Annotated in this window: 27 protein-coding genes, 2 tRNA genes and 1 pseudogene; 25 read left to right on the top strand and 5 right to left on the bottom strand. The window is 66.5% G+C overall.

Annotated elements, in window-relative coordinates; translation table 11 throughout:
* The 14 genes from ACP69V_RS13830 (at nucleotide 1) to ACP69V_RS13765 (ending at nucleotide 10,642) form a co-directional block, all read left to right on the top strand.
* Nucleotides 1–2,229, top strand: coding sequence for a chemotaxis protein CheA (locus tag ACP69V_RS13830; protein ID WP_426024381.1), 2,229 nt, complete (start codon nucleotides 1–3; stop codon nucleotides 2,227–2,229).
* A gap of 3 nt (nucleotides 2,230–2,232) precedes the next feature.
* On the top strand, nucleotides 2,233–2,688 hold the full coding sequence (locus tag ACP69V_RS13825; protein ID WP_135194673.1) for a chemotaxis protein CheW: 456 nt from the start codon (nucleotides 2,233–2,235) through the stop codon (nucleotides 2,686–2,688).
* On the top strand, nucleotides 2,685–3,548 hold the full coding sequence (locus tag ACP69V_RS13820) for a CheR family methyltransferase (RefSeq protein ID WP_426024380.1): 864 nt from the start codon (nucleotides 2,685–2,687) through the stop codon (nucleotides 3,546–3,548). The genes ACP69V_RS13825 and ACP69V_RS13820 overlap by 4 nt, the downstream gene beginning before the upstream one ends.
* On the top strand, nucleotides 3,545–4,594 hold the full coding sequence (locus tag ACP69V_RS13815; RefSeq protein ID WP_426024379.1) for a protein-glutamate methylesterase/protein-glutamine glutaminase: 1,050 nt from the start codon (nucleotides 3,545–3,547) through the stop codon (nucleotides 4,592–4,594). The genes ACP69V_RS13820 and ACP69V_RS13815 overlap by 4 nt, the downstream gene beginning before the upstream one ends.
* Nucleotides 4,595–4,609: 15 nt before the next feature.
* Entirely contained in the window at nucleotides 4,610–4,999 is a 390-nt protein-coding gene (locus ACP69V_RS13810; protein WP_008262387.1) for a response regulator, read from the top strand.
* On the top strand, nucleotides 4,996–5,538 hold the full coding sequence (locus ACP69V_RS13805) for a chemotaxis protein CheD (RefSeq protein ID WP_426024378.1): 543 nt from the start codon (nucleotides 4,996–4,998) through the stop codon (nucleotides 5,536–5,538). Before ACP69V_RS13810 ends, ACP69V_RS13805 begins: the two co-directional genes overlap by 4 nt.
* Before the next feature lie 2 nt (nucleotides 5,539–5,540).
* On the top strand, nucleotides 5,541–5,885 hold the full coding sequence (locus tag ACP69V_RS13800) for a hypothetical protein (RefSeq protein WP_135194676.1): 345 nt from the start codon (nucleotides 5,541–5,543) through the stop codon (nucleotides 5,883–5,885).
* Between the two features lie 4 nt (nucleotides 5,886–5,889).
* Nucleotides 5,890–6,480, top strand: a complete 591-nt coding sequence (locus ACP69V_RS13795) for a response regulator (RefSeq protein ID WP_426024377.1) — start codon at nucleotides 5,890–5,892, stop codon at nucleotides 6,478–6,480.
* A gap of 10 nt (nucleotides 6,481–6,490) precedes the next feature.
* Nucleotides 6,491–6,949 carry a hypothetical protein gene (locus ACP69V_RS13790; RefSeq protein ID WP_426024376.1) on the top strand — a complete coding sequence of 153 codons (459 nt, stop codon included), beginning with the start codon at nucleotides 6,491–6,493 and terminating at the stop codon, nucleotides 6,947–6,949.
* A gap of 217 nt (nucleotides 6,950–7,166) precedes the next feature.
* Nucleotides 7,167–7,243, top strand: a tRNA-Arg gene (locus ACP69V_RS13785).
* Nucleotides 7,244–7,477: 234 nt separating this feature from the next.
* Nucleotides 7,478–7,891: a DUF2231 domain-containing protein gene (locus ACP69V_RS13780; protein WP_426024375.1), complete on the top strand. Its 414-nt coding sequence runs from the start codon at nucleotides 7,478–7,480 to the stop codon at nucleotides 7,889–7,891.
* Between the two features lie 38 nt (nucleotides 7,892–7,929).
* Nucleotides 7,930–9,195 carry a PQQ-dependent sugar dehydrogenase gene (locus ACP69V_RS13775; protein ID WP_426024711.1) on the top strand — a complete coding sequence of 422 codons (1,266 nt, stop codon included), beginning with the start codon at nucleotides 7,930–7,932 and terminating at the stop codon, nucleotides 9,193–9,195.
* A 2-nt stretch (nucleotides 9,196–9,197) separates the two neighbouring features.
* Nucleotides 9,198–9,926 (top strand): cytochrome c oxidase assembly protein, encoded by a 729-nt coding sequence (locus ACP69V_RS13770; RefSeq protein ID WP_426024374.1) that lies wholly within the window; start codon nucleotides 9,198–9,200, stop codon nucleotides 9,924–9,926.
* Nucleotides 9,923–10,642, top strand: coding sequence for a cytochrome b (locus ACP69V_RS13765; protein ID WP_426024373.1), 720 nt, complete (start codon nucleotides 9,923–9,925; stop codon nucleotides 10,640–10,642). Before ACP69V_RS13770 ends, ACP69V_RS13765 begins: the two co-directional genes overlap by 4 nt.
* A gap of 7 nt (nucleotides 10,643–10,649) precedes the next feature.
* Here the strand turns inward: ACP69V_RS13765 and ACP69V_RS13760 are convergent.
* Nucleotides 10,650–11,111: pseudogene (locus ACP69V_RS13760) on the bottom strand (c-type cytochrome); the annotation flags it as partial.
* Between the two features lie 225 nt (nucleotides 11,112–11,336).
* On the opposite strand from ACP69V_RS13760, the gene ACP69V_RS13755 reads away from it, so the two are divergent.
* The 4 genes from ACP69V_RS13755 (at nucleotide 11,337) to ACP69V_RS13740 (ending at nucleotide 15,549) form a co-directional block, all read left to right on the top strand.
* Nucleotides 11,337–11,735: a c-type cytochrome gene (locus tag ACP69V_RS13755; RefSeq protein WP_426024372.1), complete on the top strand. Its 399-nt coding sequence runs from the start codon at nucleotides 11,337–11,339 to the stop codon at nucleotides 11,733–11,735.
* Between the two features lie 34 nt (nucleotides 11,736–11,769).
* Nucleotides 11,770–12,702, top strand: a complete 933-nt coding sequence (coxB, locus tag ACP69V_RS13750) for a cytochrome c oxidase subunit II (RefSeq protein WP_426024371.1) — start codon at nucleotides 11,770–11,772, stop codon at nucleotides 12,700–12,702.
* A complete protein-coding gene (locus ACP69V_RS13745; protein WP_426024370.1) occupies nucleotides 12,699–15,239 on the top strand; it encodes a cbb3-type cytochrome c oxidase subunit I in 2,541 nt (846 codons plus the stop codon). The genes coxB and ACP69V_RS13745 overlap by 4 nt, the downstream gene beginning before the upstream one ends.
* A gap of 79 nt (nucleotides 15,240–15,318) precedes the next feature.
* On the top strand, nucleotides 15,319–15,549 hold the full coding sequence (locus ACP69V_RS13740) for a hypothetical protein (RefSeq protein ID WP_426024369.1): 231 nt from the start codon (nucleotides 15,319–15,321) through the stop codon (nucleotides 15,547–15,549).
* Between the two features lie 92 nt (nucleotides 15,550–15,641).
* On the opposite strand, the gene ACP69V_RS13735 is transcribed toward ACP69V_RS13740, so the two are convergent.
* The 3 genes from ACP69V_RS13735 to ACP69V_RS13725 form a co-directional block, all read right to left on the bottom strand.
* The gene (locus tag ACP69V_RS13735) at nucleotides 15,642–15,893 is read right to left on the bottom strand and encodes a DUF2171 domain-containing protein (RefSeq protein ID WP_426024368.1); all 252 of its coding nucleotides are present in this window, start codon (nucleotides 15,891–15,893) and stop codon (nucleotides 15,642–15,644) included.
* Nucleotides 15,894–16,030: 137 nt separating this feature from the next.
* Nucleotides 16,031–16,106, bottom strand: a tRNA-Ala gene (locus ACP69V_RS13730).
* 332 nt (nucleotides 16,107–16,438) lie between these two features.
* Nucleotides 16,439–16,894, bottom strand: a complete 456-nt coding sequence (locus ACP69V_RS13725; RefSeq protein WP_426024367.1) for a TIGR02300 family protein — start codon at nucleotides 16,892–16,894, stop codon at nucleotides 16,439–16,441.
* Between the two features lie 125 nt (nucleotides 16,895–17,019).
* Here ACP69V_RS13725 and aroA point away from each other — a divergent pair, with 125 nt between their 5' ends.
* From aroA to mscL, 7 genes are all read left to right on the top strand, one after another.
* Nucleotides 17,020–18,339, top strand: coding sequence for a 3-phosphoshikimate 1-carboxyvinyltransferase (gene aroA / locus ACP69V_RS13720; RefSeq protein WP_426024366.1), 1,320 nt, complete (start codon nucleotides 17,020–17,022; stop codon nucleotides 18,337–18,339).
* Entirely contained in the window at nucleotides 18,314–18,667 is a 354-nt protein-coding gene (locus ACP69V_RS13715) for a type II toxin-antitoxin system RelE/ParE family toxin (RefSeq protein ID WP_426024365.1), read from the top strand. Before aroA ends, ACP69V_RS13715 begins: the two co-directional genes overlap by 26 nt.
* Entirely contained in the window at nucleotides 18,660–18,968 is a 309-nt protein-coding gene (locus ACP69V_RS13710) for an addiction module antidote protein (protein ID WP_426024364.1), read from the top strand. Before ACP69V_RS13715 ends, ACP69V_RS13710 begins: the two co-directional genes overlap by 8 nt.
* Nucleotides 18,965–19,612 (top strand): (d)CMP kinase, encoded by a 648-nt coding sequence (gene cmk / locus ACP69V_RS13705; protein ID WP_426024363.1) that lies wholly within the window; start codon nucleotides 18,965–18,967, stop codon nucleotides 19,610–19,612. Before ACP69V_RS13710 ends, cmk begins: the two co-directional genes overlap by 4 nt.
* A 196-nt stretch (nucleotides 19,613–19,808) precedes the next feature.
* On the top strand, nucleotides 19,809–21,512 hold the full coding sequence (gene rpsA, locus ACP69V_RS13700; protein WP_135193711.1) for a 30S ribosomal protein S1: 1,704 nt from the start codon (nucleotides 19,809–19,811) through the stop codon (nucleotides 21,510–21,512).
* A gap of 245 nt (nucleotides 21,513–21,757) precedes the next feature.
* Complete coding sequence (locus ACP69V_RS13695; protein ID WP_135193710.1) at nucleotides 21,758–22,048, top strand: integration host factor subunit beta; 291 nt, start codon at nucleotides 21,758–21,760, stop codon at nucleotides 22,046–22,048.
* Between the two features lie 41 nt (nucleotides 22,049–22,089).
* Complete coding sequence (gene mscL / locus ACP69V_RS13690) at nucleotides 22,090–22,512, top strand: large-conductance mechanosensitive channel protein MscL (RefSeq protein ID WP_135193709.1); 423 nt, start codon at nucleotides 22,090–22,092, stop codon at nucleotides 22,510–22,512.
* Here mscL and ACP69V_RS13685 read toward each other — a convergent pair whose 3' ends face one another.
* On the bottom strand, nucleotides 22,513–23,664 hold the full coding sequence (locus ACP69V_RS13685; RefSeq protein ID WP_426024362.1) for an N-acetyltransferase: 1,152 nt from the start codon (nucleotides 23,662–23,664) through the stop codon (nucleotides 22,513–22,515).
* Between the last annotated feature and the right edge of the window lie 41 nt (nucleotides 23,665–23,705).

The raw sequence follows: 23,705 nt of genomic DNA, 5'->3' as shown, positions 1-23,705 counted from the left end.
ATGGACGCCTTCGAAGCCATCAAAGCCACCTTCTTCCAGGAATGCGACGAACTGCTCGCCGACCTGGAAGCGAAGTTGATGCTGCTGGAACAGGGTCAGACCGACCTGGAGACGATCAACGCCGTCTTCCGCGCCGTCCATTCCGTCAAAGGCGGGGCAGGTGCGTTTGGACTGGAGGCGCTGGTCCGGTTCGCCCATGTGTTCGAAACCCTGATGGACGAACTGCGTGCGGGACGTAAGCCCTGCGATACGATCACCATCAAGACCCTGTTGCGCGCCTCTGACGTGCTGGCCGACCATATCCAGGCGGCCCAGGGCCTGATCCCGCAGGTCGACGAGGGCCGTTCCGCCGCCCTGGTCGCCGAGCTTGAAATGCTGACCCACGGCGGTGAGGCGCCGCCCGCCGTCGAGGACGAAGACGACGACTTCGGTTTCATGCCGATGGCCTTCGACATGCCGCTGGACGACCCCGTCGCCGCCCCCGAGCCTGAACCTGAGGCCGTCGGCTGGCGCATCGTGTTCAAGCCGATGGGGCGGATGTACGCCAACGCCAACGAGACCGGCCTATTGCTGCGCGAACTGGGCCGCCTGGGCCCGACCACGGTCGTTCTGGACGATAGTGAAACACCTGCGCTGGACGCCCTGTCGGTCGAGGACGGTTGCCTGACCTGGACGGTCGATCTGGACGCCGCCGTCGAGGAAGCCGTCGTGCGCGAGGTCTTCGACTTCGTCGAAAGCGACTGCGAACTGACCATCACGCCGCTTGGCGCCACTCTGGGAGGCGCATCGGACATGAGCGCAACGTTCGAAGACGAACCGGCGGCGGTCCTGCCGGCCGGCGACGATCTGGACATCGCCGCCCTGCTGGCCAAGGCCGGCGGCGCGGTGGTGGACACGCCGTCCGCGGCGATCCCGTTCGCGGCCTTCGAGCCTGAACCCGCGCCCGTCGTGGCGGCCCCGGTCGCTGCGCCAGCCCCTGCGCCCGCCGTTTCTGCGCCGCCTCCCGCCGCCGCACCGATGGCGGCGGCGCCGGTGACCATCCGCGTCGATCTGGATCGGGTGGACCGCCTGATCAACGTGGTCGGCGAGTTGGTCATCCAGCAGGCCATGCTGTCGCAACGCGTGCTGGAAAGCGGGCTGGCCCGTTCGTCCGGCATCGCGCTCGGCCTCGAAGACCTGGAACTGCTGACCCGCGAGATCCAGGACAGCGTAATGGCCATCCGCGCCCAGCCGGTAAAGTCGGTGTTCCAGCGCATGCCGCGTCTGGTCCGCGAAGTCGCCGACATGGTCTCCAAACAGGTCCGCCTGGTCACCGTCGGCGAGGACACCGAGGTCGACAAGACCGTGGTCGAACGCTTGGCCGAGCCGATCACCCATATGTTGCGCAACGCCATCGACCACGGGCTGGAAACGCCTGACGAGCGTATCGCCGCCGGCAAGTCGGCCGAGGGCACGGTGCGTCTCGCCGCCCTGCACCGCTCGGGCCGGATCGTGATCGAGATTTCCGACGACGGGCGCGGCATCAATCGCGAACGCGTCAAGAAGATCGCCATCGACAAGGGACTGATCGCCGCCGACGCCCCCCTGACCGATGAGCAGATCGACAATCTGATCTTCGCGCCGGGCTTCTCCACCGCCGCCGTCGTGTCCGACATCTCGGGCCGGGGCGTGGGCATGGACGTGGTCAAACGCTCGATCCAGGCCCTGGGCGGCCGCATCTCCATCAGCTCGGTTCCAGGCAAGGGATCGACCTTCACCCTCAGCCTGCCGCTGACGCTGGCGGTGCTGGACGGCATGGTGGTCGCCGCCGCCGAACAGACGCTGATCGCGCCCCTGCCGACCATCGTGGAAAGCCTGACGCCCCAAGCCGCCGACCTGCATTTCGTCGGTGGGGTGGACCCCGTCATCCGCTTCCGCGACCGGTTCCTGCCGCTGATCGACGTGGCCCTGATCATGGGTTTCCGCGAGCAGCCGATGAACCCGACCGACGGCGTCGCCGTGGTCGTCGAGACCGAGAGCGGCCAGCAGGCGGCCCTTCTGTTCGACGCCATCCAGGGCCAGCGCCAGGTCGTCATCAAGAGCCTTGAGACCAACTACCAGCAGGTCGAGGGCGTCGCCGCCGCCACCATTCTTGGCGACGGCCGCGTGGCCCTGATCCTCGACGTGGACGTCATCGTCACCGACATGCGCCGTAAATCCATCCGTCCCGATTTCAAGCTCGCGAGCTGAACCATGACCGAAGCCAAAGATCCCCAGCGCGAACTCATCGCCTTCCGCATCGGCAGCCAGGAATTCTGCGTCGACATCATGTCGGTGCGTGAAATCCGTGGCTGGACGCCCGCGACGCCCTTGCCCCGTTCGCCGGGATATATGAAGGGCGTCATCAACCTGCGCGGCACCGTCCTGCCGATTATCGACCTGGGCGCGCGCTTCGGCCTGACGACCTCGGAACCGACGGCGCGTCACGTCATCATGGTCGCCCATATCGGCGGTCGGATGGTCGGTCTTCTGGTCGACGCCGTGTCCGACATCCTGCAGATGAGCGAGGCCTCGGTCCAGCCGACGCCCGACGTCGCGAGCGATCAGGTCAAGACCTTCGTCAAGGGCATCTTCTCGATCGATGGCCGCATGATCAGCCTGATCGAACTGGATTACATCCTGCCCCAGATCGAGGCCGAAGCCGCATGAACGCCGCCGCCGGTCGGGGATCCATCGTCGAGGGCGAGTTCGTCTTCACCGCCGATGATTTCCGTCACATCGCCGAAATGCTGCATGCCCACGCCGGCATCGCCCTGAACGAGGGCAAGGCCGCGCTGGTCTATTCGCGGCTGGCCAAGCGCCTGCGCATTCTGGGCCTGACCAGCTTCCGCGACTACTGCGCCCTGGTCGATGGCGTGGACGGTGTGGACGAGCGTCAGAAGATGACGGCCGCCCTGACGACCAATGTCACCCGCTTCTATCGCGAGCCGCACCATTTCGACGACCTGCGCGACAGGGTCATGCCAGAACTGGCCGCCCGTGCGCGGGCCGGCGGCCGCGTGCGCCTGTGGTCGGCCGCCTGTTCGAACGGACAGGAGCCCTATTCGATGGCGCTGACGATCCTTCAGGCCCTGCCCGAGGCGGCGGACCTGGACGTGCGGATTCTGGCCACCGACATCGATCCCAATATGGTCGCCCAAGGCCATGACGGCACCTATTCCGAAGAGGCGCTGGAGCCGGCGCCCGTCACCCTGTGGCGCAAATATTTCGACCGCGCCGAGCGCGGCCAATGGACGGCGGGCCAGCAACTGAAGCGCCTGGTCAGCTTCAAGGAGCTGAACCTGATCGGCGACTGGCCGATGAAGGGCAAGTTCGACGTCATCTTCTGCCGCAACGTCGTCATCTATTTCGACGACGCGACGCAGGAGCGGGTGTGGAAGCGGTTCACGCCGCTGATGAACCCCGGCGCGACCCTGTATATCGGCCATTCGGAGCGCGTCTCCGGCCCCGCCACCAGCCAGCTTCAGACCGCCGGCCTGACCACCTATCGCCTGGGCGGTGCGGCATGATCCCCGCGCTGAATCCTGTTCGCGTCCTCGTCGTCGACGATAGCCTGACCATGCGGGGCCTGATTTCGGCCGCGTTGAAGTCTGACCCGGAGATCGAGGTGGTCGGCACCGCCGCCGATCCCATCGAGGCGCGCGCCGCGATCAAGGCCCTGAACCCCGATGTCATCACTCTGGACGTCGAAATGCCCAATATGAACGGGCTGGAGTTCCTGGAAAAGATCATGCGGCTGCGGCCCATGCCGGTGGTCATGGTCTCGACCCTGACGGCGGCCGGGACCGACGTGACCCTGGCTGCGCTGGAAATCGGCGCAGTGGACGCCGTGGCCAAGCCGGCGGTGGCCAGCGTGGACGCCTTCCATGATCTGATCGGCAAGGTGAAGACCGCCGCCCGTTCGCGCGTGCGCGCACGCGGCGACACCCCCGCCGCCGCCCAGGCCCCGGGCGGCTATCATCCCGATCCCAATCATATCCTGGCCATCGGCTCGTCCACCGGCGGCGTCGAGGCCCTGCTGACGGTGCTCAGCGGCTTTCCGGCCAACTGTCCCGCAACGATCATCACCCAGCACATGCCGGCGACCTTCACCGCCAGCTTCGCCGCCCGTCTGGACCGCGTCTGCGCCCCGAACGTGACCGAGGCCGTGGAGGGCGCCCCGCTGCAGCCGGGCCATATCTATGTGGCGCCCGGCGGCGCGACCCATCTGGAGGTCTCGTCTGGCATGACGCCGCGGTGCCGCCTGGTTCCCAGCGATCCCGTCAATGGCCACCGTCCCTCCGTCGATGTGATGTTCGAGTCCGTCGTCCGCCTGAAGCGCCCGATGACCGGCGTCATCCTGACGGGAATGGGCCGAGACGGCTCCAAGGGCCTTCTCGCCATGCGCGAAGCCGGCGGCCGAACCCTGGGCCAGGACGAGGCCACCTGCGTCGTCTACGGCATGCCGAAAGCCGCCTTCGAACTGGGCGCCGTGGAGCGGCAGTTGCCGCTGCACCGCCTGTCCCCCGCCATCCTCGAACTGTGCGCCAATCAGGCCGCGCGGTCAGTCGCCTAACCGGGAGCGTACCTCATGCCCGCCGCCGCCTCACTTCACTGCCTGGTCGTGGACGATCAGATGACCATGCGTTCGCTGGTCCGCACCAGTCTGCAACAGCTCGGGGTTCGCGAGATCCGCGAGGCCGCCGACGGCGAGATCGCCCTGCGCGACATCATCTCCAAGCCCGCGCACCTGATCATCTCGGACTACAACATGCCGAACCTGGACGGGCTGGGCCTGCTGCGCGCCGTGCGCGCCCACCCGCCCACGTCCAAGACCGCCTTCATCATGTTGACCGGCCGGGCCGACCGCGAACTGGTCCAGCGCGCCGTGCAGTTCGGCGTCAACAACTATCTGGTCAAGCCGTTCACGGTCGCTCAGCTCAAAGGCAAGCTGGAAGCCGTCTTCGGTCCCCTGACATGAGCTTCGCCGCCCTGAGAGAGAGCGTGGAAAAGCGCGTACACGTCGGTCAGGGCGAGCACCACATCACGTCCGATCCCAACGTCGTGCTCAGCACCATCCTGGGCTCGTGCGTCGCCATGTGCCTGCGGGATCCGCTGGCCGGCGTCGGCGGCATGAACCACTTCCTGCTGCCGGAAGGGGCGGGGGCGGGGACCGACGCAGGGCGTCGTTACGGCGCCTATGCGATGGAGCTTCTGATCAACGACATGCTCAAGGCCGGCGGCCGTCGCGAGCGCATGGAGGCCAAGCTGTTCGGCGGCGGCCGCATGTTCGACAGCTTGCGCGACGTGGGCCGCGCCAACGCCGACTTCGCCGAGAAGTTTCTGCGCGACGAAGGCATTCCGGTCGTGGGCGGCAGCCTGCGCGGCGACGGCGGACGACGCCTGCACTACTGGCCCGTCTCCGGCCGCGCCATGCAACGCGCGGTCACCGACACTGTCGCGCCCAAGCCCGTGCCCATCGTCGCGCCGGTCGATACCGGCGCCCTGGAACTGTTCTGATCATGAGCGCCCCTCCCGAACATGCCGACCTGCTGGCCGCCGTCGCCGACGAACTGATGCTGGTCCGCGAAGGCATCGACGGGATCGAAGCCCTGGTCAGCGATCTGGTCCGCCGCGCCCCGCCCGAGGAACGCCCAAACGCCCTTACCCAGGCCCAGGCCCTGGACGCCCTGACCCAGAGGCTGGAGGCCCTGTCCGGCGTCCTGCGCATGCTGGGCGGCGGCGCCAGTCCGTCCGAGGCCGTCAGCCGGCTGTCGCTCGCCGACATGGCCGGTCGCCTGCGGCCCGCCGCCGGCGAGCATCGCCCGGCCTCCACCGCCGACGCCGGCGACCTGATGCTCTTTTGATGACATGGCCCAGGGCGATCGGGTCAATCTGGCGCACACCACGGTTCTGCTGATCGACGATCAGCCGACGTCTCTGGATATGCTGGGCTCCATCGTCCAGGGCTTCGGCTGCAAGGAACAGATCAAGTGCGCGTCAGCCCAGGCGGCGACGGAACTGTTGGCCCGCCGCGCCGTCGATCTGATCCTGATCGACTGCATCATGCCCGACATGGACGGCTATGAGTTCGTGCGCTGGCTGCGGCGCGACGCCCCGACGCCGACCCGCTATGTGCCCGTCATTATGATCCTGGGCCACGCGTCCCAGGCGAAGGTTCAGCAGGGCCGCGACTGCGGCGCCAGCTTCGTGGTCGCCAAACCCCTGTCGCCCTCGCTACTGCTCAAGCGCGTCATCTGGCTGGGCGCCGAGGACCGCGATTTCGTCGAGGCCGAACACTATGTCGGACCCGACCGCCGGGTGCGCAACTATGGCCCGCCGGCCGGAACCGACGGTCGTCGCGAAAGCGACCTGTCCGGCGAACTGGGCGCCGCCGTCGAAGAAAACATGGGTCAGGACGACATCGACATGCTGATGAAACCGATGAAGGTCAGCCTGTGAGCCGAGCCAGATGACCAAGCCCACCATCCGCAAGGTCCACACCTCGCTCCAACGTCAGATGGCCCGCCCCGGCGGACGGCTGATCGTCGAGGCCGAATCCCGCGCCAATCAGGCGCTGGAGGGCCAGCGCGATCACGTCTTCGATCTGCTGGCGACCAACATCGACGCCATCGACGCCCTGTGCGTCAGTCGTCCCGACGACGCCCCGGCCCAGATCTACGCCTTCGCCTCCGCCATGGTCGATATGGCCGGCTATTTGGACGTCCCCGCCTTCTTCGAGGCCGCATTCAGCCTGTGCGAGATCGCCGACCGCATGCGCGCCGCCGGCGTCTGGTCCTGGCCATCCGTCGAAGTCCACGTCCGCGTGCTCAGGCTGACCCTGGCCGACGACGGCAAGGCCACGCCCGGTTCCGAACGCCTGCTGGAAGGCCTGCGCGCCCTGACCGCCCACGTCCCACCGGCGAGTTAACGGCCAAGCCTCATGCCGCGGAACAAGCGTGAAACGAATCAGGACCGAATCGCCGACATAGCCCCATTCGTCCTTTGTTCACCGCGACATCTGGTAGGTTAAGGTGCCTTAACCACAAGCCTGCTCCCAGCCGCATCGAACCCCAAACCAGACTTTTTCGCCGTTAGCGGCGACACCCACTTTTCCAAATCCCCCCAAGACGCTAGGTCACCCCCGTGGCCCCGTAGCTCAGCTGCATAGAGCAAGGCTTTCCTAAAGCCGAGGTCGGGGGTTGGAGTCCCTCCGGGGTCGCCACCTCTATAGATTTCATCAATGAGAACATGCCGCTAAGGGCGAAGTGTCTAACCGGTTAGACGCGGCCTGTGCTGGTTTAGCCGTTCTTTGACACAGCCATCGCGCCGTCTTCCAGAGCCGGGATCTGCTATGCCCCGCCTGGCCTGCGCAAATGACGCAGTCCCAGTTTCGAATGCGGGTGAACCATTTCGCGATCAGACGGTTAGCCAAGCTAGACTTCAGGAGAGGGCCGGTATGAGCACCCACGGACTATCAGGCGCGGTCATTCGACCGCTGCACGGCCTATTGCTGGCGTTTCCGATCGCCCTGTTCACCTTCGCCCTGTTCACCGACATCGCCTATCTGAGGACGGCCGAGATCCAGTGGACCAACTTCTCGGCCTGGTTGATCACTGGCGCCTTGGTGTTCGGCGGGTTGGCGGGCGTCTTGTCCATCATCAATTTCGTTTTCGGACGGTCCCGCCGCGCGCTGATCCATCTGGTCGCCCTGGCCCTGGCCTGGGTGCTAGGCCTGGTCAACGCCTTCAAGCATAGCCAGGACGCCTGGAGCTCTGTCGGCGCCTTCGGCGTGATTCTGTCGATCCTCTGCACAATCCTGGTCCTCGTCGCCGGCTGGACCGCCTATGCCGCGCGGGAGAGCGTCCGATGAACAAGAACCTGCTCGCCGCAAGCGCCGCGACCCTCGCCATGGCCTTGACCGTCGCCTCGTGCGGCAACGCCAGCGATCCCAAGCTGAACCAGACCGGCGCCACGCCCGATCTTCCCCAGGTCAACGAGACCCTGGTGCCGGCGATGAAAATCAGCCCGCCCGCCGGCTGGAACGGCGAGACGCCGACCGTGCCGGCAGGCTTCACCGTCAGCGCCTTCGCGACCGACTTGAAGATCCCCCGCCAGATGCTGGTCCTGCCCAACGGCGACGTCCTGATCGCCGAGGGGCGCGGCGGCCACGCTCCGCCCTTGCGGCCCAAGGACGTGATCGCCGGCGTGATCAAGAAACAGGGCAACACCAAGATCAAAGGCGGCAACCGCATCACCCTGCTGCGCGACGCCAACAATGACGGTATCCCCGAACTGCGGACCGTCCTGGTCGAGAACCTGGATGCGCCCTACGGCCTGGCCTATGTCGATGGGTCTCTCTACGTCGCCGAACAGGGCGCGCTGGTGCGCTTCGCCTTCCAGCCGGGCCAGACCGGCATCGCGACGCCAGCTGAGCGGGTCACCGAACTGCCTTCGCGGATCAACCACCACTGGACCAAGGCCCTGACCGTCAGCGCCGATGGGACCAAGCTCTATGTCGGCATCGGCTCCAACTCCAACGTCGGCGAACGCGGTATGGCCGTGGAGGAAGAGCGGGCCGTGGTCTGGGAGATCGACCGGGCGACCGGCGCGCGCCGGACCCTCGCCACCGGCATCCGCAACCCGACCGCCCTGGCGATCGAACCGACGACCAGCCTGTTGTGGTCGGTGGTCAACGAGCGCGACGAGTTGGGCCCGCAACTGGTGCCGGATTACCTGACCCAAGTGAAGGACGGCGCCTTCTATGGCTGGCCCTACAGCTATTGGGGCCAGAACCGCGATCCGCGCGTGATGCCGCAGAATCCGGAGATGGTCGCCAAGGCCGTCGCGCCGGACTACGCTCTTGGCTCGCACGTCGCGGCGCTGGGCATCGACTTCGCGCGCAATGGCGGCTTCGGCGGTGCGTTCGCCAACGGCGCCTTCATCGGCATGCACGGCAGCTGGAACCGCCAGGATCCGTCCGGCTACAAGGTCGCCTGGGTGCCCTTCAACGGCGGTCGCCCCGCCGGTCCGCCGGTCGATTTCGCCACCGGCTTCCTGAAGAATGGCGAAGCGCGCGGCCGCCCGGTCGGCGTGGCCTTCGACGCGAACAAGCGCGTGCTTCTGGTGGCCGACGACCTGTCCAATACGGTCTGGCGGATCGCACCGCAGAGGTAGCCATGGTGACCAGTCCAGAGACCATCTGGTCGCCCTATTGCGGGCCGGCGCCCGAGGCCGGTGACTGGCGCTGGAATCTTGACCCGGTGCTTCTGCTGATCATGGCTGCGGCAACGATGCTGATCGCTTTGCGCCTTCAGGGTACGAGGCGCGCGTTTGGCTTGGCGGCGATAGGGGTGCTGGCGGTTGGTTTCGTGTCACCCCTGTGCGCGCTCAGTTCGGCGCTGTTTTCGGCCCGGACCGTGCACCACGTCCTGCTGGTCGCCGTCGCCGCTCCCCTGATCGCTGCTGCCCTGCCGAGACGTGGCTATGGACCGCTGGTGCTGGCGACGGCGGTTCAGGCGGTCATCTTCTGGGCCTGGCATGCGCCGGGGGCCTATGCCGCCGCCCTGTCGAATGATGGCGTCTATTGGGTGATGCAGATCAGCTTGTTGGCCAGTGCGACGTGGTTCTGGGCGGCGGCGCGGGCGGCCACGGCCCCGGCAGCGGTCGTGGCGCTTCTGGCGGCGATGCTGGCGATGGGGCTGCTGGGAGCGGTGCTGACCTTTGCGGGTCAGGCCGTCTATGCGCCGCACGCCTATACCACCTTGGCCTGGGGCATGACGCCGCTGGAGGACCAGCAGGCGGCCGGGCTGATCATGTGGGCGCCGGCGGCGGCGCTGTATCTGTTCGCAGCCCTGTGGCGGCTGGGTCGGATGATCGGGCCTGATGTCGAGGCGCGGGCGGCGTGATCGAGAAGCTCTTTACGCAACTGCTCGAATGGGCGGCGGGGCACCATGACGAGGGGCGGTATTCGCCTGTCGGCATCCTGTTTCACTGGGTCATGGCGGGTCTGGTGATCTTCCAGCTCGGCTGGGGCTGGTGGATGGGACGTCAGCCGGTCGGCGGCGCGATGATGGCCGCCTATGACCTGCATTTCGCGGTCGGTGTGCTGATGCTGATCCTGGTGATCGGCCGGCTGTCGTGGCGGCTGCTGGCGCCCGATCTGATCAATGATGCGGACAAGCCGGGGTGGGAGAGCATGGCCGCCCATGTCACCCACTATGTCTTCTACATCTGCCTGTTCGGCTTGCCTTTGTCCGGCTGGGCCATGATCTCGGCGACGGATCGGACGCGGCAGCTGGAGACCTTGGGTTTTATCAAATGGCCGCTGCTGCCGCTTCAGGACCTGTCGAACACCCAGCTATGGGCGATCGAGGCGGCGGCGGAATGGATGCATTGGGGCCTGGTCGTGACCCTGTTGCTGATGATTCCGATCCACGCGGGCGCGGCGCTCAAGCACCATCTGATCGATAGGGACGACGTGTTTCACGCGATGCTGCCGGTCGTGCCGCTGCGTCAACGGAAGCGGACCCGGTGGCAGCGGCGCTGGCGGGCGCTGGAGAAGCGGGTTGCGTCGACAGCCAGGACGCTATGGCGCGGGCTTCTGGGTCCGAAAGCGATTTGACGGCGGCGGCCATGACCCCACGCGGATCGTTGCGGCGCTCGCCCGACTTCCAGCGGTCGATCTGTTCCAGGGTGTAGGCGACGGGCTGGCCCGCGATCTGGGGATTGCCGCCCTGACCGGACCCTTGACCGTCCAGGCCATGGCAGGAGGCGCAGGCCACGATGCCGCGTGAGGCGTCGCCCTGGCGATAGATCGCAGGCGCGGGGGCTGCGGCCGACGTCTGGGTTTGCGGAACGGGCAGGGACGCATAGTAGGCCGCGACTTCGCGCCGGCCTTTCTGGTCCAGAGCCTTGGCGATCCTAGTCATGGCGTCGTCGGGGCGCAGGCCTGAGGCGTAATCTTCCATCTGTTTTTGCAGATAGCCGGCGTCCAGGCCCGCCAGACGGGGCGCCGCCACGCCGTCTCCGCCGCCGTCCAGGCCGTGGCAGGTGAAACAGGCGTTGGCCGCGCCGCCGGCGCCGCCGCTCATGGCGATCACCTGGCCATTGGCCGTGAAGGCGCGATCCGTCTGACCCGACGTGGAGTCGCAGGCGGTCAGGCCGGTCAGCAGGACAAGGGCGGAAAGAGGCGCGCGCACGGCGATGCAACACCTGCTTATGGCGGAGGTTCCACCCGACCACGCAAGGCGTTCCGTGTCGCAGTCGGGAACCTCCGTCCGACAAGGGGATTGGTCTGGCGAAGCTTTGGGGGGCGGATGGGTTTTCGGACGACGGGCGAGGCGATGGGGCGGCGGGCGATGGCCGGCGCGCTGGCGCTCGCCCTGTGCGCCTGCGTGGACAAGGCCGACCTGCCGCGGCCGATGGTTCAGGCCGACCCGGCCGCCGGACTGGCGGTGATCGAGGAGGTCGGTTGCGCCGCCTGTCACAATATTCCCGGCGTCGCCTGGCCCGAGGGACGGTCGGGGTCGAACCTTGCCGGTTTCGGCGCGCGGCCCCTGATCGCGGGACGCCTGCCGAACCAGCCCGATGTCCTGATTCGCTGGCTGATCGACGCGCCGTCGATGGACCCCGGAACCGCGATGCCGCCTATGCCCCTGACGCAAGACCAAGCCCGCGACGTCGCGGCCTATCTGTACACGCTCGATGAAGACTGAAGCTCCTCCCGGAATCGCCGGATGGCCCCCGCCCGTGCTCGATCCAGCCGGACCGTTCGCCGGGCCGATCCAGACCGTGGCCTGGGTGCTGTTCGTCATGGCGGCGGTGGTGATGGTCGTCGTGCTGGTCGCGCTGGGCGTCGCCCTGTTCGGGCCGCGCAAGTGGAAGCGGCGGGTTGGGGGCGAGCGGCTGATCTGGATCGCCGGCCTGGCCTTTCCGGTGGTCGTGCTGACGAGCCTGCTGATCTACGGGCTGACCACGACGGCGCGGGTGGCCGATGCGCCAAAGCCCGGCGAGATGCGGGTGCGCGTCACGGGAGAGATGTGGTGGTGGCGCGTCGCCTATCTGGACGGCCAGGGTCGCGAGATCGTCCAGGACGCCAACGAGGTGCACATCCCCGCCGGGCAGCCGGTGGTGTTCGAGCTGGAAAGCGCGGACGTGATCCACAGCTTCTGGGTGCCTCGCCTGGGCGGCAAGACCGACATGATCCCCGGCCGTCGCAACTTCATGCGGCTGCAGGCCGATGCGCCCGGGACCTACGGCGGACAGTGCGCCGAATATTGCGGCGGGCCGCACGCCCTGATGGGGCTGGTGGTCGTGGCCCATGCGCCGGACGACTATTCGGCGTGGCTTGAGCGACAGTCGCGGCCGGCCGCCGCCGTGCCGTCGGCCCAGGGACCGCTGGCTCTGATCGACCAGGGGCGCAACGTCTTCGCCGCCTCGGGCTGCGCCGCCTGCCACACCATTCGCGGGACCGAGGCGAATGGCTTGGCCGGCCCGGACCTGACCCATGTCGGATCGCGCCAGACCCTGGGCGCCGGCATCCTGCCGAACAATCAGGGGACGATGGCCGGCTGGATTTCGGACAGCCAGAGCCTGAAGCCGGGCAATCGGATGCCCTCCTATGCGGTCCTGTCGGGCCAGGACGTGCGCGCCGTCGCCGCCTATCTGGAAAGCCTGAAATGAGTTCGGAAACCGGGTTCGATCCTGAACTCTACAAACGCTTCCCCACGACCGAAGCCCGGCCCGAGGGCGAACTGGAGCAGTTGGAAGAGGTCTGGTGCGGCCCGCGTCGTCCGTGGGAATGGATCACCGCGATCAACAACAACTATATCGGCGTCTATTACGTCGGCGCGGCCATGCTGTTCTTCGTGCTGGCGGGGGTGCTGGCCCTGCTGATGCGGACCCAGCTGGCCCTGCCGATGACGGGCTTCCTGGCGCAGGAGACCTACAACCAGATTTTCACCATGCACGGCACGGTGATGATGTTCCTGTTCGCCGTCCCGGCGGTGGAGGCGCTGGGCGTGCTCTTGTTGCCCCAGATGCTGGGCGCGCGCGACCTGCCGTTCCCGAGGCTGAGCGCCTACGCCTTCTGGGCCTATCTGGTCGGAGGACTGTGCTTCTTCGCGTCGCTGTTCTTCGGCCTGGCACCGAACGGCGGCTGGTATATGTATCCGCCCCTGACCAGCATGGCCTATTCGCCAGGGATCAACGCCGACTTTTGGCTGCTGGGCATCGGCTTCATCGAGATTTCGGCCATCGCCGGCGCCATCGAGATCATCGTCGGGGTGCTGAAGACGCGCGCGCCGGGCATGACGCTGGACAAGCTGCCGATCTTCGCCTGGGCCATGCTGATCTTCGCCTGCATGATCATCATCGCCTTTCCGTCGATCATCCTGTCGACCCTGCTGCTGGAGTTGGAACGCGCGCTCGGCTGGCCCTTCTTCGATGCGGCCAAGGGCGGGGACCCCATGCTGTGGCAGCACCTGTTCTGGTTCTTCGGCCACCCCGAGGTCTACATCATCTTCCTGCCGGCGGCGGGGGCCATGTCGACCCTGATCCCGGCTGTCGCCCAGACAAAGCTGGTCGGCTATCGGCTGGTGGTGCTGGCCATGCTGGCGACGGGATTCATCAGCTTCGGCGTCTGGGCGCACCACATGTTCACCACGGGCATGCCGCAGATCTCGATCAACTATTTCAGCGCCGCCTCCATGGCCGTCAGCGTGCCAGCGGGGGTTCAGGTCTTCGCCTGGATCGCCACCCTGGCGGCCGGAAAGATGCGGTTCAACACCCCCGGTCTGTTTGCGGTCGGGGGGCTGGTGATCTTCGTCATGGGCGGGCTGACCGGGGTGATGGTCGCCATGGTCCCGTTCGACTGGCAGGCCCACGACAGCTATTTCATCGTCGCCCACCTGCACTACGTCCTGATCGGGGGAATGGTCTTCCCCCTGTTCGCCGCCATCTACTACTGGACCCCGATGTCCAGCAGCCGGCCGCTGAGCGAGCGGTGGGGCAAGTGGATCTTCTGGCTGATGTTCGTGGGCCACAACGTGACCTTCATGCCGATGCATCTGACCGGGCTGATGGGTATGCCGCGCCGGGTCTATACCTATCTGCCGGATCGGGGCTGGGACCTGCCCAACATGATCTCGACGGTCGGGTCCTTCATGTTCGGCCTCGCCGTGGTGTTGTGGATGATCGACATGATCCGCAACTTCCGCCCGTTCGGGAACAAGGACGCGGGCAATGTCTTCGGCGGGCCGGGGCTGGAGTGGCTGCCCTCCGGCCGGTATTCGCTGCGCTCTGTCCCGGTGATCAAGAGCCTGTATCCCGTCTGGGACCAGCCCGACCTGGCCCGCGATGTGGAGGCCGGTCGCTACTTCCTGCCCGGTGCGCCGCGTGGCGAGCGTGAGACGATCGTCACCAGTCCCCTGAACGCCGAGCCGCAGTATCTGCTTCGGATGCCTCGCCCCTCCAGCTGGTATGTCTGGGCTGCAATCTTCACGGCGGGCTTCTTCCTGATCCTGACCATCCAGGCCTATCTGGCGTCTGTGATCAGCGGTGTGCTGGCGCTCTACTGCATTCTGAAGTGGTGCTGGCGGCTGGATCGACCCCACCCGCAGGCGACGGTCGATATCGGCGGCGGCGTGCGCGTGCCCACCTATGTCTCGGGCCCAAGCAGCCATGGCTGGTGGGCTATGGTCATCACCCTGATCGTGGCGGGCATGGTGGCCCTGATGGCGGGATTCTCCTACATCTTCCTGTGGAGCCGACGGCCTGACCTGTGGCAGGCGCCGCCCGAGCTGTCGTCGCTGCTTCTGGTGATCGCCCTGATGGCTGCGGCGGGGCTGCTGGCCTGGCTTTCGGTCAAGGCCCTGGCCCTTGATCGTCCGCGTAGCGGAATGATCGCCGCCGTCTTGATGCTGCTGGCCAGCCTGGCCATCCTCGGCGGCTGGGGCGTTGATTTCACGGCCTGGTGGGGCACGGGCCTGCGTCCCGACGTGAACAGCCAGGGCGCGACCGTCTTTGGCCTGTTGGCCTGGCAAGGGATGTTCGCCGGCATCTGCGGCCTGATGGGTCTGTTCGCCTTGGCGCGTTGGAGCTTCGGCCTGCTCTCGCCGCAGCGGCCGGCCACCTATCAGCTGATCGCCTTGTTCATCGGCTTCTCCGCCGCTCAGGGCGTCTACGCCGCCGTACTGACCCACCTGTTCCCGGGAGGCTGATATCAAGCGCTGGCTGATCCTGACGGGCGGACTGCTGATCTGGGCGGCCCATTTTCTGGGCGTCTATCTGATCACCTCCGTGGCGGACGTCGCCGCCACGTCCGATGATCCCGCATGGTTGTTGGCGGGAATCGTCTTCAGCCTGGTGTGTCTTGCTGGCGAGGTTGGGCTGGGCCTGCTCGTGGCGACGATGCTGCGTCGCCATCCTGCGGACCCGCGCGAGCGTTTCGAACTTCAGGTCGCTCTCGGCGCCTGCGTCATCGCCGGCGTCGGCGTATTCTTCCAGACCCTACCAATCATCGTGCGCTGAGCAGGCAAGGGAAGCCCTGCGTCAGCCCGGCTCTCTGATTTTGACGCTTAGCATGGCGGCGACGCTGTTCTGAGCCGTCGCCGCCGTCTCGATCATAGATCGACGGGTCGGCCAGACTCTTCTTCCTCAAGCGTCACGGCGACGTCGGCGTTGGCCGACAGGCGCACCTTGTCGCCCTCGACCCCGGCGACGAAGCCGTTCTCGATATAGTGGTGATGGCCCGCGTGGGCGCCGGACCCTTCGCGTCGGGTCAACTTGATACGGTCGCTTTCGGCGCGATCGACGACGCCGACGTGAACGCCGTCCGCGCCGATCACTTCCATGCCTTCCTTGATCTCACCCATAGCCGTGTCTCCTCGTTGACATGATGTCGAGGGATGAGCGCGGGCGAGCGGGAATAAGTTCCCGGATATGGTCAAGTTCGCAGGAGGGTGGCCAGTCTCCCTCTTTCCCGGTCGTGCCGGTGAAAGAGGGAGGCTGATGGTGGAGCTTAGCGGAGTCGAACCGCTGACCTCTTGCATGCCATGCAAGCGCTCTACCAACTGAGCTAAAGCCCCGGACCTGTCGGTCTGGTTCGCCCGGTTCATCTTGCGATGGCCCCCGGCGAGGCGGCGGAAACTATGTCAGGGCTTTTCTACGATCAAGCCCGTTTCGAGATTTATTTTCACCGCGTTCCCGGAGGTGAAAATACGCAGATTTTTCAAACCGAAGTGGCTGGAAAAGCCTGCTGTCCCGCCGCGCTTCCCTAACGGGAAATGCGGCGGGTGCAACAAGAATCTGAGCCTGATCGCAAGAAGCCCAGAGGAAGCCGGGCCTCAAGTAGCGCGAAGCGCGATAGGCCCACGAAACAAGCCCTCAAGTAGCGCGACGCGCGATAGGCCCAGAGAGGTTAGTCGTCGTCGCGCGACGGCTTGGCGATCTCGTCGTCGATCGAGTCATCGTCGTCGTCTTCGATGAACGGCACGGAGTCTTCATCGTCGTCGGCCAGATCGTCGTCGCCGTCGGTCGCGCCCATGCCGGATTCTTCCGACGCATCGGCTGGAACGTCCTCGTCCTCGTCGTCCGGCGTCAGGATGGGCTCGTGGCCTTCCTCGTCGATCTCGGGCGTCTTGACGTCTTCTTCCTCGTCCTCGTCGCCGTCGACCTTCTTGTCCTTGACCTGGTCTTCAGCCTCGTCGTCTGCCGGATAGCCGGGGCGAGCGCGGCGGCTGCGCAGCTTCAGCGCTTCTTCCGGATCGAATTCCGTCGCGCATTTGGGGCAGTGGGCGGGTCTACGGTTCAGGTCGTAGAATTTCGCCTGGCAGTTGGGGCAGACCTGCTTGGCGCCCAGTTCTGGATTGGCCACGTGAGGACACTTTCAACGGGTTGAATTCGGGGCGGTCCCTTGCCACCCCTTGGACCCGCTGTCAAAAGCCATCTTTCGCGCCGCCCGCGCGGCCGTTTCGACAATACAGCCTGAAACGGGTGAATATGCCTTCCCAACTGACCGCCCAACTGACTGCGAGCCGTTCGTCCGCCTTGACTGGCAAGGTCCGCGCGCCCGGCGATAAATCCATGTCGCACCGGTCGATGATCCTGGGTGGAATGGCGTCGGGCGTGACCGAGGTCGAGGGCCTGCTGGAAGGCGACGACGTTCTGGCGACCGGCCGCGCGGTCGAGGCCTTCGGCGCCAAGGTCGAGCGGACGGGCGACGGCAAATGGCGGATCGAGGGCGCGGGCGGCTTCAAGACGCCGGTGTCGGTGATCGATTGCGGCAATGCCGGGACCGGGGTGCGCCTGCTGATGGGGGCGGCGGCGGGCTATCCGCTGACGGCGACCTTCGACGGCGACGGCTCTCTGCGGAAGCGGCCGATGAAGCGGGTGACCGGGCCGCTGGCCGACATGGGCGCGGCGTTCGATTGGCAGGCGGCCGAGGATCGGCTGCCGGTGGCCCTCACCGGCGGAACGCTGAAGGCCATCGACTATGTGCAGACGGTTGCCTCGGCCCAGGTCAAGTCGGCCATCTTGCTGGCCGGGCTGAACGCCGAGGGCGTCACCTCGGTGGTCGAGCCGGAAAAGAGCCGTGACCACACCGAGCGGATGCTGCGCGCCTTCGGCGCCGAGGTCGGCGTGGAAGAGGTGGGCGAGGGTTGGAAGGTGACGCTGAAGGGTGGTCAGCCGCTGACCGGAACCTTCGTCGCCGTGCCGGGCGATCCGTCTTCGGCGGCCTTCCCCCTGGCGGCGGGGCTGATCGTGCCGGGGTCGGAGGTCACGGTCGAGGGGGTGATGCTGAACACCCTGCGCACCGGCCTTTTCGACACCTGGATCGAGATGGGCGCCGACCTGACCATATCGAACCGGCGCGAGGCCGGCGGCGAGGAGGTCGGCGACATCACCGCACGTCATTCGGCCCTGAATGGCGTTGTCGTGCCCGAGGCGCGCGCCGCCTCGATGATCGACGAATATCCGATCCTGGCGGCGACGGCGGCGTTCGCCGACGGCGTCACCATCATGCGCGGCGTGGGCGAAATGCGGGTCAAGGAGAGCGACCGGATCTCGCTGATGGTCGAGGGCCTGCGCGCCTGCGGCGTCCAGGTCGAGGAAGAGCCTGAGGGCTTTATCGTCACTGGCGGAGGGGTTCGCGGCGGCGCCACAGTCCACACCGCCCACGACCACCGCATCGCCATGAGCCACCTGGTCCTGGGCCTGGCCGCCGAACAGCCGGTCTCGGTCGACGAACCCGGAATGATCGCCACCAGCTTCCCCGGCTTCGTCGAGATGATGAATGGGCTGGGCGGACGGATCGCTTGACCAAATGTCGCCTATAGACGACAATCGCCAGGTGAGGCTGGAGTTCGCTCTCGCATTCGACCGATGGCTGCTGAATCTTCGGGATCACAGAGCGGTGGCTCGCATCACGACCCGTCTTGAGCGTTTGTCCCGCGGTCATTGGGGTGATGTGAAGCCGGTTGGCGAGGGCGTCAGCGAACTGAGGATCACCTATGGTCCGGGGTATCGCCTGTATGTGCTGAAGCGAAACGAGGCCTGGGTCATTGTTTTGGCCGGAGGCGACAAGTCCAGCCAGAGTCGCGACATCGTCGAGGCGAAACGGCCGGCCAAGGAGTATCGAGATGAGTGAGGCGACGATCGCATTTGATCCCGCACGGTATCTGAATTCGCCGGAAGCGGTGGAGGAATATCTGATCGCTTCCTTCGAGGAGGCCGCAGAGTTCGGCGATCCGCGCATCATCACCAACGCCCTGGGCGTCGTCGCGCGCGCCAAAGGCATGACGCAGATGGCCAAGGACGCCGAACTGTCGCGCACCGCCCTTTATCGCGCGTTGAGCGAGGAGGGCAGGCCCGAGCTTTCGACCATTTTCAAGGTTATGCAGGCGCTCGGTCTTCGTCTTGCCCCCGTTCGCGTGGATTCGGCCGCTTGACGCCTCTTATCATCGCCGTCGACGGACCGGCCGCCTCTGGCAAGGGGACCATCGCCGCGCGCCTAGCCCAGACCTATGGACTGCCGCATCTGGACACGGGGCTGCTGTACCGGGCCGTGGGGATGAGGGTGCTGGAGGACGGCGGGTCGCTGGATGACGAGGCGGCGGCGGCCGAGGCGGCGAGGGGGCTGGATGCAACCGGTCTGTCGGACGATGCGCGATTGACGACAGGCGAGGCGGGAGAGGCGGCCAGCCAGGTCGCCAGCTTCGCCGGAGTGCGCGCCGCCTTGCTGGAGTTGCAGCAGGCGTTCGCGGCCCAGGCTGGCGGGGCGGTGCTGGACGGGCGTGATATCGGCACGGTGATCGCGCCGGACGCCCAGGCCAAGCTGTTCGTCACGGCGACACCGCAGGTCCGTGCGACGCGCCGCTGGAAGCAGCTGACGGCGCGCGGATCCGACATCGCCTTCGAGGCCATGCTGGCCGATATTCAGCGTCGCGACGAGCGCGACGCGGGGCGGGGCGCGGCCCCCATGGTCCAGGCCGACGACGCGGTCTTGCTGGATACGACCGACATGGGTATAGAGGCGGCCTTCGATGCGGCCCGCCGTATCGTCGAGGCGGCGCGCGCGAAACACGGTCTTTAGGCCGTCCATCGCAAATCCAACGCTCCCATCCTCGGCTTCCGCGGGCGTTTTGATCGTTCTGAACGGCCTCGCATCCTGACGACCTGCCTATCCTTTCCTCTCGCCTCGGCGCAGCGCCTTGCTGTGTGAGGGGCGTCCACCTCGCGCGGGGCCGTTCGGTCGCGCGCCACAGCCCTACCGGAAACACCAGAGCTTCATGTCTGATACTCTCAATCCCACACGCGACGACTTCTCGGCGCTGCTCGACGAACAGCTTCAGGGTCGCGACTTCGGCGAAGGCCAGGTCGTTCACGGTCGCGTCGTCGGCATCGAAAAAGATATCGTCATCATCGACGTCGGTCTGAAGACCGAAGGCCGCATCGCCATGCGCGAGTTCGGCCAAGGCGACGACGGCGCCCTGCCCAAGGTCGGCGACAACGTCGAGGTTTACCTGGAGCGCGTCGAGAACGCCCTGGGCGAAGCCGTCATCAGCCGCGACAAGGCTCGCCGCGAAGAAGCCTGGACCCGTCTGGAAGTCGTGTTCGCCGAAGGTCAGCCGGTCAACGGCGCCATCGTCGGTCGCGTCAAGGGCGGCTTCACCGTCGACCTGGGCGGCGCCTCGGCCTTCCTGCCCGGCTCGCAAGTCGACATCCGTCCGGTCCGCGACGTCGGTCCGCTGATGGGCAAGGAACAGCCCTTCGCCATCCTGAAGATGGACCGTCCGCGCGGCAACATCGTCGTCTCGCGTCGCGCCATCCTGGAAGAAGCCCGCGCCGAACAGCGCACGGAACTGGTCGGTCAGCTGGCCGAGGGTGAAGTCCGCGAAGGCGTCGTCAAGAACATCACCGACTACGGTGCGTTCGTGGATCTGGGCGGCATCGACGGCCTGCTGCACGTCACCGACATGTCGTGGAAGCGCGTCTCGCACCCGTCGCAGGTTCTCGCCGTCGGCGACACCGTCAAGGTCCAGATCGTCAAGATCAACCCGGACACCCAGCGTATCTCGCTGGGCATGAAGCAACTGCAGTCGGACCCCTGGGACGGCGTGGAAGCCAAATATCCGGTTGGGGCCAAATACACGGGCCGCATCACCAACATCACCGATTACGGCGCCTTCGTGGAGCTGGAAGCCGGTGTCGAGGGCCTGGTGCACGTCTCGGAAATGTCCTGGACCAAGAAGAACGTCCACCCCGGCAAGATCGTCTCGACCTCGCAGGAAGTCGACGTCGTGGTTCTGGATGTCGACGCCTCCAAGCGCCGCATCTCGCTGGGCCTGAAGCAGGCTCAGGACAATCCGTGGGACGCCTTCGTCGCCAACAACCCGATCGGCTCGACCGTCGAGGGCGAAGTCAAGAACGCCACCGAGTTCGGCCTGTTCATCGGCCTGGACAACGACATCGACGGCATGGTGCACCTGTCCGACCTCGACTGGTCTGTGTCGGGTGAAGAAGCCATCCAGCGCTACCGCAAGGGCGAGATGGTCAAGGCCAAGGTCCTGGACGTCGATGTCGAGAAGGAACGCGTCTCGCTGGGCATCAAGCAGCTCGGCGGCGATCCGATCGGCGAGGGCGACACCTATCGCCGTGGCCAGCAGATCACCGTCACCGTCTCGTCGATCGAGTCGGGCGGCATCGAGGTCAAGTTCGGTGAAGACGATGCGCCGGTGACGGCCTTCGTCCGCAAGTCGGACCTGTCGCGCGATCGCAACGAGCAACGTCCGGAACGCTTCGCCGTCGGCGATCGCATCGATGCGATGATCACCGCCGTCGACAAGGCCTCGCGCCGCGTCTCGGTGTCGATCAAGGCGCTGGAAATGAAGGACGAACAGGAAGCCATCGAACAGTTCGGCTCGTCCGACTCCGGTGCTTCGCTGGGCGACATCCTGGGCGCCGCGCTGAAGAACGCAGGCACCAAGGACTAAACGCTCAAGCAGCGGAGCGCCGCGCGCTCTGCGGTAGCGTAAAAAGATGAGGGCGGCGGGAGCGATCCCGCCGCCCTTTTCTCTGTCTGGGACGCTGCTGTGTCCGCTGGCGGACACATTTCTTGCGAATGGCGCTCATCATTGGCGGATAGGGGCTTTTTCGAGAGCCGGTCGAAGGTTAGGGTGCGGCTTCTGGATCGACGGCGGGCGAGACGGCCTGTCAAAACGCGCTGGCAGGGGCATCGATGATCAAGTCCGAACTGATCGAAAAGCTGGCGATGGAAAACACCCACCTGACCCACGCGGAGGTGGAGCGGTTGGTCAACGTCATCCTGGGCACCATGACCACGGCCCTGTCCGAGGGCGGCCGGGTCGAGTTGCGCGGTTTCGGCGCCCTTTCGGTTCGGTCGCGTCCGGCGCGGGCCGGACGCAATCCCCGCACAGGCGAGGCCGTCGAGGTGCCGGCCAAGGCCGTGCCCTTCTTCAAGAGCGGCAAGGAGCTGCGCGAGCGGCTGAACGCCTCCGGCGACGCGTGATCCTGCGTTTCGCCTTCTGAAGACCATCCAAGGAAAGTCCCATGAGCCTGCTGTCTGAGTTTCGCGAGTTTGCGGTCAAGGGCAATGTCGTCGACCTGGCGGTCGGCGTGATCATCGGCGCGGCGTTCAACGGCATCGTCAAGAGCCTGGTCGATCAGGTCGTCATGCCGCCCATCGGCCTGGTGACCGGCGGCATCGACTTTTCCGAGCTGGAATGGGTCTTGCGGGCCGAAAACCCGGCGACCGAGGCGATCGAGAAGGTGGCGATCCAGTACGGCGCCTTCCTGAACACGGTGATCCAGTTCCTGATCGTGGCCTGGGTGGTCTTCATGGTGGTGAAGGGGATCAACGCCCTGCGTCGTCAGCAGGCGGCCCAGCCGGATCCGGCGCCTGCCGCGCCGACGGCGACGGAATCCCTGCTGATCGAAATCCGCGACGAGCTGAAGGCCCGCCCCAAGGTCTGATCAGGCCTTGGAAACGCGGCCGCGCGCGGTTGCGTGCGCGGCGGACGGCCGGCTCAGGCGCGCCTGCGCGGGCGGATTGCGCGAACAGATGCCGTAGTCGCCGTCGAATGGGGTGGGCGCCCAGGCCGAGGCCAGCGCCGGATCGTCGATGATGGCGTGGCAATGGCCCCAGCCGCCTTCGCGCCGCGCCGTCGTCGCCAGGTCTCCCAGGGCCGTCAGCATCTGCGGCGTGACCATCTGCAACCGCACCTTGGCGGCGCCCATGTCGCGTGCATTGTCGATCAGGGTTTGCGTCAGCACTTCGATCGCATCCTGCGCCGTCTCCAGCGCGACCAGGTCGATGATGTCCAGGCAGGGCGGCTCGATCAGGCTGGTCTTGGTCATCTGCGCCATGGCGGTCGCAACGATCCGGCCCTCGCGCACACAGGCCAGCAGCAAGGGCTTCAGCGTCAGGTCGGGATCCGCCATGCGCCAGCGCAGGGTCTCGGGGCTGCGATCCGCCAGCAGCCGATCCTCGGACGCCAACCGCCGCCAGAATTCGGCATAGGGCGAGCCGTCCGACAGGTCGCGCAGCACGGTCACCTGCGGCGGCAGGGAGGGGGCCGTTTGTCGAAACACCCGCCCATTCATCAGCTGCTCGCCCAGACGGGCGGCCGTCTGCGCCGAGGTGCGGCCAAGAAGGCTGCGCAGCACCCGACCCTGGGCGCAGGCCAGCCGGTCCGTCACCCACGACAGCTTCAGCCCATGGGTTTCGGTCGGCCAGGGTTTGAGACCGAACAGACTGTAGAGCGGGGCCGAACGCGCATTGGCGTTGAAGGTGTAGCGGGCGAACAGGCCGGGCTGTCTGAGGAAGCTGCGGATCAGCGCGCGGCTGGCTCCCTTGCGGCTGGGCGGCACGATGATCGAGAAGCCGGTCGCGCCATAGAGACTGCGCGACCCGTGTCGGAACCGCTGGACGAAGTTGCCCACCATGGCCACGGCCTCGTCCCGGTCGTCGGCGACCACCCAGCCCGCCGGGGCCGCGATGTCCTGACGCGCCGGATTGGCCTCCAGCCAGCGCCAGCCGGCCGGCGACCTTTCTGGCCAGCCGACGTCGCGGTGCAGCCGGTTCAGGGCGTCATGGTCGGATCCGACTATGGGTCGAACGGACATCGGGCGCTCCTTCCCATTATGAAACCGGCGGTCTCTCCTGG

Origin of the sequence: Brevundimonas sp. PWP3-1b1, assembly GCF_049896065.1 — a bacterium.
Taxonomy (GTDB): Bacteria; Pseudomonadota; Alphaproteobacteria; order Caulobacterales; family Caulobacteraceae; genus Brevundimonas; species Brevundimonas intermedia_B.
Note: the sequence above shows the minus strand (reverse complement) of the source record. Positions and strands in the feature narration are given on the sequence as shown.